A 12,603-nucleotide genomic window follows, 5' to 3' on the forward strand; every position below is an offset into this window, starting at 1 on the left:
ACGTTAATCTTTATTTTTAGCGCGCTGTACAACGTCAGCTTTTCCGCCTGATTCAAATCGTGTGTTTAATTTTATACTTTGACCATTTGTTAAAAATGCTTGAATATCTAATCTAATCACACAGTTGTCTTCTTTTATTTCAACCGGCACAACATTGGCGTAGCGAACTCGAGGTTCGTACTTTTCAATCAATTTTTTAACTTCAAACGCTAATGTATGTTGCGAGTACGGTAAACCCTCGTAAATATCCTCTACGTCAGGCAAACCATAGTCAGACAAGTGTTTTAATACCCCTCTGCGAGCATTAAGTAATTCATTTAAATGATTGCATACACTTTGCTGCTCATTTGCTTGAAAGCCGTGCTGACCATTACGAATAACTGGCTGAGTTAAAAAATCGAATAATGCCACTAATTACCTCAAATAAAAGGATATGCTTACGCATATCCTTTAAAACTACTGACTAATTAACGACCTTCAGTCCAAGAGTCAGAGAACTCGATGTTGCCATCTAAGTATGTCCAAGTAATGCGTTTGTAACGTAAACATACTGTTTCAAGATGCGGGTAACGCTCCTTGTCTAAGTCTTTTACATTATGCATTGTTGGTGAGATTGAAGTGATTTTTACATCTTCCAATTTGTGGCAGAAATATTCACGCTCAGTCCCTGTGTCATCAATACGGTACCACTTAAGCTCAAGTTGCTTAAGTGTTTGGCCGTTTGAACACGCTTTGTACAAGTACGGCGTAGCCGCATCAACCGCTTTTGTAATTACAAAAGGTTCATGCTTACGAGTACCTGTTAGTTCACCTGTATCGTTATCCGTAGGAATACGAAGTTCATGATCAAAGTGTAGGATCTCAATTGAACCTTCACGCTCTGCAACAGTTACAGAACCTTTGATGTCATTACCTTGGTCATCCTTTAACCACATATACGCTGGAATTGCCATTTCATTATTCTCCTTTTAGAATGAAGTGTTTCCTGTTAGTTGGCATTGGCACAAACATAAAGTTTATGCCCCCCAAAAAGCCCTCTGCTTCATGCCACTGGGGAATATGTCCCAAGTTGGATGCAACCAACTTGGGGCAACTTTTAGACAAACGTCTTAATCCTTTCAATCGCCATCCAACTACTCACCAAATAGACGTATTTGATAGTACTTAAATCCGTTTCATTGGCGGCGTGGCAGTTCATTTTTCGCCAGGCATTTGCCCAACTAGCGCTAAACGCACATCAATTCCTTCAACTTGGAAGTGCGGTACAATGTAAGTACTTACGCGGTAATAACCCGGGTTACCAGGGATTTCAGCTACAGTCACTTTTGCATCTTTCAATGGGTGTGTTGCAATTAACGACTCATCAGGGTTGTTCATTTTAGTCACTAACGCGCCTAGCCAATCATTTAATTGCTGCTCTAGTTCATGGCGAGGCTTACTCGAACCAATGTTTTCACGCTGTAAAACTTTTAAATAATGTGCAATACGCGACACCAAGAAAATATAAGGTAAACGTGAATTAATACGAGCATTAGCTGTTGCTTCATTAGTTTCTAAAACTTGTGGCTTTTGCGCACTATTGGCAGAGAAGAAACAAGCAAAGTCTGAATTTTTATAGTAGCTAAGAGGAATAAATCCTTGGTTAGCAAACTCAAGCTCTTTAGTCTCAGAAATAAGTACTTCAGTTGGAATTTTTGTTTCTGAGCCTTTACCCGCTTCAAATGAATGAAGTGGAAGATTTTCAACTTTACCACCAGATTGTGGCCCTCGAATATTTACAGCCCAACCATTATCGTGGAAGCTACGAATGATATTTGCAGCAAATGCAAATGTGGCATTACCCCATAAATAACGTTCATGGTGCTGACTATTTACATCTTCCTGATAGTTAAAATTACGTAGCGGGTTTGTTTCTCCATAAGGTAAACGAAGTAAAAAACGTGGAAACGCTAAACCAATATAGCGAGAATCTTCAGATTCTCGGAAGTTTTTCCAGCGTAAAAATTCAGCTCGTTCCATGTATGAGCCTAAATCTTGAATTTTAGATACTTCTTCCAACGAGTCTTTTAAGAAGAACTTAGGACCCACACTACCCATAAACGGACAATGCGCCGCTGCCGATACTCGTGATATTTCTTGTAGTAATGAAACATCAGGGGCTGAACAATCAAACTCAAAGTTAGAAACCATAGTTGATACAGGTTCACCACCTGGCGTATCGTAATCAGATGTATAAACATGCTTATAAAGTGCTGATTGCGTAGTATCAGGCGCTTCTTCAAAATCATCTCGAAGGGTTTCTTTATCCACATCAAGCATTTCAATTTTAATATTTGCATTATTTGGCGTACGGTTAATTAAATAACGTAATGAGCGCCAAGCCGATTCCATTTTTTGAAAGTTTGGATGATGTAATATCTGATCAAGTTGCTCAGATATTATAGTGTCTACTTTTGCAATATAATCATCTAAAAGTAACTTATCGATACGCGTTACTTCTTGACCACTTGTACCTGCCATGTCTAAAAAAACATTAATAGCTGCAGTTAAACGCTCATTAGCGCGAGTTTCAGCTAAATTACCTGCATCTCGGAATGTATCCAGCTTGATTTCATCAGCTACTGGTAAAATATCAACCATGCCACATAAATTTTCATAGGTAGATTGCGGCGCCTCTTCAACTGTTTTTGCTGCAACATTGAGTTGTTCTTGCATTGACATAATAATCTCCTTATTTAGTTACAGGCTGCTTTTCATCTTCAGAAGCAAGCGGTGCAATTTCATCTAGTTTAGCTTTAAGCTCATCTAGTTCAGGCTGATTTTGAAGTACACGCTCAAGCTCCTTACGAAGCGATGAGTTATCTAAAAGATTAGACTTAAGATCACGTAGTAAATTACGCATAGCCATCATTTTATTTAACTCTGGTACTTGGGCTGCAACAGACTCAGGATCAAATGATTTAAATGAATCAAACTCAAGGTTTACATTAATTTCCCCGTCACCTTTTATCTTGTTAGAGACCTGAAAATTGGCTTTAGGGGCCATATCTTTAAGCACTTGTTCAATATTATTTTTGTTAATTGTTACTCGCTCACGCTCAGCTAATTCTTGGCTATTTTGACCATTTGAATAGTCACCAATAACTAGCATTTTTAACGGAAGTTCACTTTTTTGTGACGCTCCATCTGTATCAAGCTCTAGTGAGATATTGATTCTGGCCCTTGGGATCTCTTTTTGAAATGTATCACTCATGTTTTTTCCTTTGCGTTTGTTTGCTCAATTCCAATTAAACCTCGACATATTAGTCAGGCCTTTGTAACTAAACCCAAGCTAATGCCTCTGCGGGATTAGTTACCATCATTTGCTGACTAATATGTTTAGCAGCTAAACTCATTTCATCTTCTGGCGCTTGTGACAAACTTGCATAACACTGCTTGGAAAATCGCCATACTTCCATACAAAAACGTTGTTGCCATTGTGCTAATTCGTGCACTTTAATTTTCTCTAATAAAATACTAAGCAGAGCCAATGCGTGCTCATAGTGCTCAGCCTTAATAAGTAACTTTGCTTTTAATAACTGGGCTTGCGCTTTATCAAAGTCGGTTAATATATTTATTGAATCAACGTGATTTAATGCCATAGCCAGTTGACCTTTTTCTACATCCAATGAAAGCGCTTTGTACTGCTCTTCAAATTCATTTTTTAACACTGCTGTCTTTTCACCACTGGATTCATGTGCAAGCTCTTTTAAAAACTCTTTATTAGTTGATGAACATAATGGGCTGCCGTCATCATATTGAAGCAAAGATAAGCTAGGAAACTGCTCAACCAAACCAACAAGTTGTTGCTCTAACCAGTTTACTAAGTGAGGCTTATTGATCTTCTTTAAGGCTGAGAGGCTTAATATTTGCAAATTTAAATTAAACTGCATTGCCCCTTCCATAAATAAGGCTTCTGCTAAGTTTAAAGCTTGTTGCGGCTCATCTGCTGCTAAAGCATTTTCAATAGGAGCAAATGCAGCAGCTCGTGGCGCTGGTAATCGTGTTTTTCCATTGTCACTTACTGGCAATGACAATTTACTCCAGCGAGCAGCCCTTGAAAGCTTAATTACACGCTCAATATTATTTTGTTCTTTATCAAAATTTAGTAATTGCCTTATTGCAGTTAAATAAGCTGAATCTGTTGAAACATCACTTACACTCACAGGGTTACTCTGTGATGAGGTAGCTTGAAGTTGCTGGCTTTGGACCTGAGACTGTTGCTCTTTAGCTTGATTATCTTCAGGCTTAACTGAAGAGTTTACCTCTTTAGGTTTTGGTACTTCTACAACTGCAACAGGGTTACGCTTTTGTTGCTTTAATGCCCACTCATTTAAAGTAGACAAAGGGCCTGACTCACTATCTAGCAGCGGAACGCATTGTTCGTTATATTGCGTAAGAGCAGCAATAAGCTCAGGCCATTGCTCAGCCTCAGTAGTGTGAGCTTCAGCAATCCCTTTTAAACGCTCTTGCTGTTGTAAAAACCATGTATTTACAGCATTTCGCATTCTTGCTTTTGTCGGGTGGACTTCATCCGTATAAGTGGTTAATAAGCGATTAAAAAGCAATAAAGAGTGCGTTAAGCCTATAACACCGAACTCACTTGTAGCTGCTAATGCTAAGTAACTAGTTAGTCTTAGATCTTTACTTTGTGAATTAAGCAAATCAGATGCTTGTATAAACATCACTTTAAAGTCTACTTCACCAACGCCAGAGGAAGAGGCTTTTAAAGACTTAAATGTCTCATCGTACTTTAAATCTTCACCACATTTATTTCCTAAAAGTGGAGCGCTCAGCGCTTCTAACCACTCTATCCATGTAGTATGTGTATGTGGTTGCTTTATAGTCATGCTTTACACCACCTACGTAATGCATCGTAAACACTCACGTTGTCCATATCTGCAAAATTCAATGTGTGTTCAGATGGTTGTTTATCTACTTTTAAATCACATAGATCTATAATATCTTTAGTTTTTGAGCTCCCCTCCCACACACTATTAAAATAAGAGGCGGGGATAGGTCTACAAAATACAGTTAGGCTTGGTTCACAATTTTCATCACCTAAGCTATAAAAAAACCATGGCTGCCAGTTATGATCAGCCACCATAGAAGCTATTAAGTGAAGCCAAAAGCCTGCTACTAAAGCGCTTTCGTGGTTAAAACTAGGCATTGGTAATCTAATACCAAATTGGCTACGTAAACAGCCCCTGTTTGCAATAGACTTAAGCACTGCTGATAGTTCTTCTATCAAAATTGCTCGCTTAGAAACATCATTCATTCCAAGATGATCCCAAAACACACTCATCGGGATTGTTCTAAGCTTATCAAGCTCTTGGGTTAAATTTGGTTGTTGCTTTAGCGCATCTGCAACTTTGTTATAGTCTTGAGCATACTTTTGCATGTCGTTGATACTATCAGCGTTTTTAATACTCTCATTAACACCTAGTAAATGCTCTATGATTTGGCTAGCAAATATAAATAAAAACGCAGGGTGCTTTTTATACGTTTCAAGACCACTGTGAACAAACGAGCTAAAAGGGTAAAACCGACCACTGCTATCTTTACTAGGTTGTAAAATACCCAGCAGCCCGCCATCATCTGCATTTCCAGAAATAAAAAATAGTGACTTTGTACCATTTAAGTGACTATTGTCACTTAATTTACGGCCTCTATTTAAATGGGCAAAGCCTTCTTGGAGCCAATGGTCAAAAGCAACAGACTCACGAGATGATATATTCAGCTTCACAAAATCAGGCCTGACAGGTGTTTTACCCATAAACCCATAACCATGCTGCTTAACAAGTGTGGGAGCTTTCTTTTTCGTAAATAAACCAAACATAGTCGACCTTATTGCATAATACGTGTTTGAGACTGAGCCATTCTTGGGCTCTGTTCAAACAGCGAACTTGGTAATGCAAAAGAAGTAAGCATGTATTTAGAAAAAATACCGCTATTTCGTCCCGACTTAAGTGAGAACTGCACCTTAAGTGGTTGCTCTGACTTATCTGTTAATTCCCATGTGGCTAAAAATTCGGTGCCTTTGATCCATTTAACATTTGCAGAGTTAAGAACTTTTAATAAAGCCCAAGGTCCATCTTGCTCAATAGATATTCTTCGGCCTGTGTTATCTAGACCATAAAGCACTGCTTTTTCAGCTGCACCACGACCTGGCCACGAAAAATTTCTCCACTCTTCAGGCTCATTACGATACCTATAGCCTTGTTCACTAAAGCCTAAATAAGTTTCCCGGATACCGCGATGAGGAACTGGCATCATTTGGAAGGTAAACCCCGCACTATCAGCGCCACTGGCAAATAGTGAGCGCGTCACTTTATTTGCTTTAGTTAAGCCATCTAGTAATTCTTTACTAAAACCAATACCAACGCCATTCCATTGTTTTTCTTCCCACGTACCACGCCTAACTTTCATAAAAGGTTTGAGCTGAGTATTAATAAAACTCCATAACACTCCGGATTCAAGGTTTAAAAATTCAGAAACATCCGCTATTGCCGCATCAGGCCCACTAAGATTAAAAGGGTATTTACCAGCTAAACTGCTGCTGTACATTGTATAAACTTGGTTTTCCCACTCTTGATTTAACTGACTTCGTGCTTTTGCCATAATCGTTGCAATACCAGCATGAAGTGGCGCTTTAAACAGCGTATCAAGTGTATCCTTTGTTTCAGGGTCTAATGCTCGAGTTTGACTTTCAATAATAATCCACGATGACTGCAGTGCATTGCTTTGACTATTTCCTGAGAGTAAGTCTTGTGCAAATACCATAGCTTGGGCGTCATCTTCGCTACTTGCAGCCATCGCTTTGATATCAGAATGAATACTGCTTAATGAACTAATGTATTGCCTTAAGTAATCTGAAGAATTTTTATCCTCATTAGCCTGAGCAAAACGCCTTAAATCAGCAAAACGACTCTCGAGCTCAGGAGCACGAACTGTACTCATTTGTGTAATATTAGGTGTATCTAAAGCTAATTTATTGGCTACGTCAGATGCTGTTTTCCCAATCGAAGCTTGGCTTTTTGAAGGTGAATCAGCAAGAGTTATATTACTATCAACCAGCTTCATAAGGTCGCTAAAAGGACCATCTACAGATGATAACCTTGCGAAATCAATACTTGCATCATTTAAATCCCTAAACGCAGGAACTCTAATATTATCCAGAAATGTAAACCAAGTGTTTCCGTAATCTTTAAAGTAATAGGCACGCATTGCTTTAGCTAAAGTTTCAGCTTGTGCTTCATCTACAACATTTTCACCGTTTTCATTACTTGTACCCATTACCCAATCGCCAGAGAATACTAAACGAGATATGCGCTTTATTTCAGGATATACATATTCTTGCCATCCTAAATTTGTGTATACATAGGGAATATTGAATGAACTTTTAAAAACATCACGGTTTTTAGAGGCCATAAAGTCGTTAAGTTTTAATGGTTTTTTTCGCTCAGCGAAGCTAGTAATAACCTGCTCGTACAAAGGAAATGCTTCAGGCTGTGTATTTAAGTTTTCACGTGCGACGGTAATTGCAGTTTCATTTGCTTGCCAGAAATCAATTTTGCCAGGAGCCTCAATATCATCACCTAAGTTTTGTAAATACATATCTACCAAACTACTAATTCGAACATTAATCGCTTCTTGCTCAGGTGCATGAATATCAATGTGAAAATATTCAGCTATAAAATTGAGTAATTGCTCTTTTGCAAATTCTTTAGAAATGTGTTCAGGGTTTGAGCTCATCATAAGATGCATTTTTAGAGCATCATAATATGGCTGACGTATTGTAGCCTTAGCTTCTAATTCGTCTGCAATCCACTGTGTTTCATACTCTTTTATTTTAGCCAAAACATACTGCTCTCCAGGGTATGTTATAAGCTGATTCATTTGGTTAAACAAAACATTTGCAACACTGTCGACTGTTTCATCCCCTTCGTATATTCCAAAAATGAAATACCACGGTAGTGAATCTTCATACGTTTTAAGCTGTCCATAATGTTCAAATAAGGCTAGAGTAACCGCAAGTTTCTGCTCGTCTTTTGCTTTATTTACATTAGCCTCTACAACTGCTTTAACCCGAGCCTCACCCTGATTTAACAACAGCTGATTACTTGTATATGAGGTAATCAATAGCGCTGTAATTGCAGCAATTGACGCAAGACCAGAGGTCACTGTTAATCCTTTTAACCAGCGACCTATCAAGCGTTTCTTACGATTGCCTCGCGTTAAATCTTGGAGCTTAAAAATAACATCATTGAACACCCGGTTTATAAAGTAGCTTTGGGTAATTGTTTCTTGCTTTTGATCAACTACAACCGCACCAAATTGATCTCTAACACCGTTTGTAATACGCTCGATTGGTGTTCCTTCTTGGGTACCTGAAGTAAAATACACGCCAGCAAACCAAGGAACCTCTTGATATGGGTTTGATTTGAACAACAAATTAACAAATTCGGTTAGCTTTGTAGAAGCTGATTGAAACTGATTTGGAAAATCTAGAATTAATTGCTTTCTGTGTTCATTACGCTCTCTAGCTACTTTGCTTAAACGCTGTTCACACAAACGCTCATATAACTCTTGCATCCGTAGCTCAAACATCTCTGCGGGATCATTTTTTTGATCCTCACTTATATCAAGCAAATAAGCTCCAAAAACTTGTTCACGCTCTTTTTCAGATAAGTCACTAAAAAAAGGTTCAAATCCACTGATTAAATCTGTTTTAGTAAAGGTAATATAGACTGGGAATATAACCCCTAACTGGGTAATCAGCTCTTCGATTCGCTCACGTACTAGCTTTACATGTTGGCGTATTTCTTCACTATCAGCCGTTAAAACATCAGCTACACTAATTGCAACCATTACACCGTTAATAGGGAGTTTAGGACGGTACTTTTTAAGTAATGAAAGAAAAGATAACCATTCTTTATTTTCAGATTGTTCGGTGGTGTAACGCCCAGCTGTGTCAATTAAAATTGCCTGATCAGAAAACCACCAATCACAATTACGTGTACCGCCAAAACCTTGAATGTGAAGCTCGTTTGAATTTGAATAAGGAAAATGGAGCCCAGAATTAGCAAATAAGGTACTTTTTCCTGTAGCCGAAGGACCAATAATCATATACCACGGAAGTGCATAAAGAGCAGTATTACCTCTGTAACCAGCCCCTAAGTGAGATGCTTTCAGTGAGCCTAAAGCTTCTTGCATCTTTTCTTTTATTTCATCTAACTCCGCGCTGGAGCCTGCATTATGACTAGCAAGTTCTGATACGAGTTTATCGCCCGAACGCTTTGTCCATAACCAACGAATAAAAATAAATAAAACAAATACAGCAGTTACTGCACCCATAGCGATAAGTTTTTTGTCGGTTGTATCTAGGCCAACCATGCGCCCAGCAAACCATACAATACTCAGCACCGCGATTAAGCCGATTAACTGGCCTGTTGCTCGCGATGAAACTAAGCCCAATAAAAAATGAACTAAGCCGCTTTTATTAACTCTTCCTTGCATTGTATTACCTATACTTATCGTGTTTCGTTGGTTTTATTGAGCTGTGTAAGCACTTCTATTTGGTTATCAATAACCTGGGCACTTTGAGCTGCTTGCTTGCTAATGACATAGTGAAAGCCTGCAAATATTGAAGCTATAGAGCCTAAACAAATTGCCAATATCACCCAGTACGGTATATTTCGCCCAACTTTCATTGCAAAACCTTCCGCTGGAATCCCATTGTCAGAAAGCTGTGAGTTGGGTGTGCCTTTTATGTCTTCAATTTGCGCTCTAACATCAACTATTAATGCTTTTAATTGCTCAATACCTTTAACTTTGTAAATGCCTTCGAAGCCTAGCTGTAAGCAAATATAATACACTTCTAGGGCTGCAAGTTTTTGTTCACCACCAGTTCTGAGCTTTGCTAAACGCTCAAAAAACTCTTCACCAGCTCGGTTGTTACCAAAAAATTCTAGTTGTAATGGGCGCGACATCCAATCCATACGAAAGTGAGCGCCAGAGCTCATAACAAACTCATCACACATAGCTGTCAGCGCAAATTTAACCTCTTGCATCACACTCGTTGTCACCTGTTGTGAATAACAGTTTCGCTCATACTCATCGAAGCTAGTTAGTAAGGTATCTCTAAACTCTTCTAGCTCTACTGTTGTAGACTGCTTCAACTTCAAAGGTGTTAATGCGTTTATAACCGGTGATATACAGGCGACTAAGTCTTGTTCTTGCTGTGCTTCTTGCATATTTTTACTCAATGTTAATTACGAGCTACTGTCACAATTTCAATTTGTGCAGATTGCAGACCAAATGGCACAAATAAACTAAGTGATTGCTCTTCAATAATTTGTTGCCAAATAAAGCCATGTGACTCAAGCCTAAAATATTCATAACCACTTTTTATTGCTAATTTATTTGGTGGACGTTGACAGTGTGTTAGCTGAACACCGGCAAGCGCCGAAGAAATCATGATATCGAGCTTTTCACTTGCACCAACTTTTACCTGTTCACTGAATGTTTCAATCCACTTTGTATCTTCAGACTCAAAATAAACAGCTAGATAAAAGTCGTTATTAGCAAATATTGCAGAATCTATAGTAGCCACTTGATAAATTGCATTAGAGGTTTTTTCAAGTTTAAGCCCGGCCATTTTCTTAGGCACTACGCCTTCTAGTAAACGTGTTAATAATTCGTCTAATTGGGCAAACACCTTACTTAAATTTTTATGTTGATAAGGAGGGACCTGATTTACTAAGTCGCTATGCTCAAACATAGAAACAGAACTGATCAAATCAACAAGCTCGCAATACAAGCGCTCAGGATGCACCAACGCTAAGCTTTTTAAATGATCGAGCCTTTTAGCTGATGGGGCCATAGCATTTAATAATAAAAACGTGTTCATTTCATTAGGACCGAAATCAGTAACTGAACCATAGTTTTTGCGTCGATTGAGTAAAACATTTACTTTTGCATTAACAAGATTTGCAGTCCTGTTTAAAAGCTCGGTTAAGTATGAAGAAGCGCTTATATTTAATAGTGGAGGAACATAATGTTTATCTAATGAAAAAGAACCATCTTCGCTGCGCATAATTTTAATGCACGCAATTGTATCAAAGTATGTTTTAACATCATGGTCGCTCAAAAGTATAAATTTTGGCTTTGCGATTAATACCTCTCTGCTACGAGATGGGTCATGGCTATCTTCTAAATCGATATAATCCGCTTCATAAGCACTTAACTGACCATGCGTAGCGTACCCTTCTATGTTACTAACAGTTTTATTAGAAGCTATAGCAAGATAAATAATGCTATCTTGGTGATTACTATCGAGCTCAAGCTTTAGGTCTTCGTGCCCTTGCCTATCAAATTCTAGTAGGCGCCCATTCTCTAAAAGCACAGTAAAGCTGCTTACTTTTAAAACGCCCCTAGCGAGTGAAGACTCATCAATTGCAAAATGCTGTAATCCAAAACCCAAAGGTGTTGTTAGTGCCTGGCGAGCAATTTGGTTTTGTTCGTGGTATTCATCAAACATCTGAAAATGCTGTTGTGCTAGCAATACACCTTCTGCCCAGACGGGTTTTGTCGACGCTTTAAATGCCATTACTCAGCCTTATCCACACCAGGTAATTGGACTTCATTATTAGTTACTAATACGTCTAAAGAGGTAGATAACTTAACTGGGCCATCGGCTAGCGGATAGTATGCTTTCCAGTTGTCGCCATTTCGGTCTCTAAATAGAGCGACAATAGCTACAAACTTTGCATTTTCAGCTTGCTCAAATTTGATTTTTGATTCTTCAGATGGATGAATCGTACGCTCTTCTAAAGTGATTAATGAATTAGCTAAAATAGATTTATCTGATTTCCATAGTTCTTCAAAGGTGGCCGTTTTAAATGTCTGTATATCTGAGAGTTGATATACCTTTAAAACAACAGGGAGCGCTTCATCAAACTGATTAAGATTTAAATTATCTGTTGCTTTTACATCTAAACTCACATTCGTACTCATACAACCAGTTAAAACTATACAGAGCGAAAAGCTGATAATTGAATTAAATAGAAAGCGCATTTTTACCTCATTAAATATTATTTACTTAAAATTAAAATTAGTTTTTACACAGCGTAGCTTCATAGACAGGGCATATAACTTTATCAAACCTAACGTTTGCGCAATCCGACCATTTACTGCTTTTAAAAAAACCAAACAATATACTTTTTTTATTTTTTTCTTGTGATTCCACTAATAAAGATTGAGTCACAACATCATCAATAGACGTAATAAATTTAGTATTAATAACACAAAGTTCATTAATATAAGTAGAGACATCATTCTCTATTAATGTTACTTGATCATTTTTTTTGGGAGGGTTGTTTAAGAAAAAGAAAAAGTGTTCAACTGCTTTTTCTGAAAATACACGATGAGGTGGAATACCTACTTGATCAAGTAATGAAGACACATTAACAGTAAGAGACCAAGCCAAAGAGTAAAGGCTATTTATTTGATTTATAAATTCTTTTTTATTCATAACTTGCTCCTTGTTGTCAATTATTCTAA

At 38.0% G+C, this 12,603-nt stretch carries 11 protein-coding genes; all 11 read right to left on the minus strand.

The features are described from left to right. Positions 1 to 3: 3 nt before the first annotated feature. The 11 genes from tssE to PSH50_RS14580 all read right to left on the minus strand — a co-directional run bounded on the left by tssE (position 4) and on the right by PSH50_RS14580 (position 12,574). Positions 4 to 411 (minus strand): type VI secretion system baseplate subunit TssE, encoded by a 408-nt coding sequence (gene tssE, locus PSH50_RS14530; protein WP_273586927.1) that lies wholly within the window; start codon positions 409 to 411, stop codon positions 4 to 6. Positions 412 to 467: 56 nt separating this feature from the next. Then, entirely contained in the window at positions 468 to 953 is a 486-nt protein-coding gene (locus tag PSH50_RS14535; protein ID WP_007584479.1) for an Hcp family type VI secretion system effector, read from the minus strand. A 241-nt stretch (positions 954 to 1,194) separates the two neighbouring features. Continuing rightward, entirely contained in the window at positions 1,195 to 2,721 is a 1,527-nt protein-coding gene (gene tssC, locus PSH50_RS14540) for a type VI secretion system contractile sheath large subunit (RefSeq protein ID WP_273586926.1), read from the minus strand. A gap of 10 nt (positions 2,722 to 2,731) precedes the next feature. After that, positions 2,732 to 3,253 carry a type VI secretion system contractile sheath small subunit gene (gene tssB, locus PSH50_RS14545; RefSeq protein WP_273586924.1) on the minus strand — a complete coding sequence of 174 codons (522 nt, stop codon included), beginning with the start codon at positions 3,251 to 3,253 and terminating at the stop codon, positions 2,732 to 2,734. A gap of 67 nt (positions 3,254 to 3,320) precedes the next feature. Next, positions 3,321 to 4,889 carry a type VI secretion system domain-containing protein gene (locus tag PSH50_RS14550; RefSeq protein WP_273586923.1) on the minus strand — a complete coding sequence of 523 codons (1,569 nt, stop codon included), beginning with the start codon at positions 4,887 to 4,889 and terminating at the stop codon, positions 3,321 to 3,323. After that, the gene (tagF, locus tag PSH50_RS14555) at positions 4,886 to 5,878 is read right to left on the minus strand and encodes a type VI secretion system-associated protein TagF (RefSeq protein ID WP_273586922.1); all 993 of its coding nucleotides are present in this window, start codon (positions 5,876 to 5,878) and stop codon (positions 4,886 to 4,888) included. Before tagF ends, PSH50_RS14550 begins: the two co-directional genes overlap by 4 nt. A gap of 8 nt (positions 5,879 to 5,886) precedes the next feature. After that, positions 5,887 to 9,558: a type VI secretion system membrane subunit TssM gene (gene tssM, locus PSH50_RS14560; protein WP_273586921.1), complete on the minus strand. Its 3,672-nt coding sequence runs from the start codon at positions 9,556 to 9,558 to the stop codon at positions 5,887 to 5,889. Positions 9,559 to 9,572: 14 nt separating this feature from the next. Beyond that, positions 9,573 to 10,295, minus strand: coding sequence for a type IVB secretion system protein IcmH/DotU (gene icmH, locus PSH50_RS14565; RefSeq protein ID WP_273586920.1), 723 nt, complete (start codon positions 10,293 to 10,295; stop codon positions 9,573 to 9,575). A gap of 14 nt (positions 10,296 to 10,309) precedes the next feature. Next, on the minus strand, positions 10,310 to 11,650 hold the full coding sequence (gene tssK / locus PSH50_RS14570) for a type VI secretion system baseplate subunit TssK (RefSeq protein ID WP_273586919.1): 1,341 nt from the start codon (positions 11,648 to 11,650) through the stop codon (positions 10,310 to 10,312). Further along, positions 11,650 to 12,117, minus strand: coding sequence for a type VI secretion system lipoprotein TssJ (gene tssJ, locus PSH50_RS14575; RefSeq protein ID WP_273586918.1), 468 nt, complete (start codon positions 12,115 to 12,117; stop codon positions 11,650 to 11,652). The genes tssK and tssJ overlap by 1 nt, the downstream gene beginning before the upstream one ends. Positions 12,118 to 12,154: 37 nt before the next feature. Continuing rightward, positions 12,155 to 12,574 (minus strand): hypothetical protein, encoded by a 420-nt coding sequence (locus PSH50_RS14580; protein WP_273586917.1) that lies wholly within the window; start codon positions 12,572 to 12,574, stop codon positions 12,155 to 12,157. Positions 12,575 to 12,603: the final 29 nt, after the last annotated feature.

This window comes from Pseudoalteromonas sp. Angola-7 (genome assembly GCF_028599255.1).
GTDB lineage: Bacteria > Pseudomonadota > Gammaproteobacteria > Enterobacterales > Alteromonadaceae > Pseudoalteromonas > Pseudoalteromonas atlantica.

Coding starts and splice junctions, on each gene's coding strand:
- PSH50_RS14535 (WP_007584479.1), bottom strand. CDS start 953: ATGGCAATTCCAGCGTATATGTGGTTAAAGGATGACCAAGGTAATGAC.
- tssC (WP_273586926.1), bottom strand. CDS start 2,721: ATGTCAATGCAAGAACAACTCAATGTTGCAGCAAAAACAGTTGAAGAG.
- tssB (WP_273586924.1), bottom strand. CDS start 3,253: ATGAGTGATACATTTCAAAAAGAGATCCCAAGGGCCAGAATCAATATC.
- PSH50_RS14550 (WP_273586923.1), bottom strand. CDS start 4,889: ATGACTATAAAGCAACCACATACACATACTACATGGATAGAGTGGTTA.
- tagF (WP_273586922.1), bottom strand. CDS start 5,878: ATGTTTGGTTTATTTACGAAAAAGAAAGCTCCCACACTTGTTAAGCAG.
- tssM (WP_273586921.1), bottom strand. CDS start 9,558: ATGCAAGGAAGAGTTAATAAAAGCGGCTTAGTTCATTTTTTATTGGGC.
- icmH (WP_273586920.1), bottom strand. CDS start 10,295: ATGCAAGAAGCACAGCAAGAACAAGACTTAGTCGCCTGTATATCACCG.
- tssK (WP_273586919.1), bottom strand. CDS start 11,650: ATGGCATTTAAAGCGTCGACAAAACCCGTCTGGGCAGAAGGTGTATTG.
- tssJ (WP_273586918.1), bottom strand. CDS start 12,117: ATGCGCTTTCTATTTAATTCAATTATCAGCTTTTCGCTCTGTATAGTT.
- PSH50_RS14580 (WP_273586917.1), bottom strand. CDS start 12,574: ATGAATAAAAAAGAATTTATAAATCAAATAAATAGCCTTTACTCTTTG.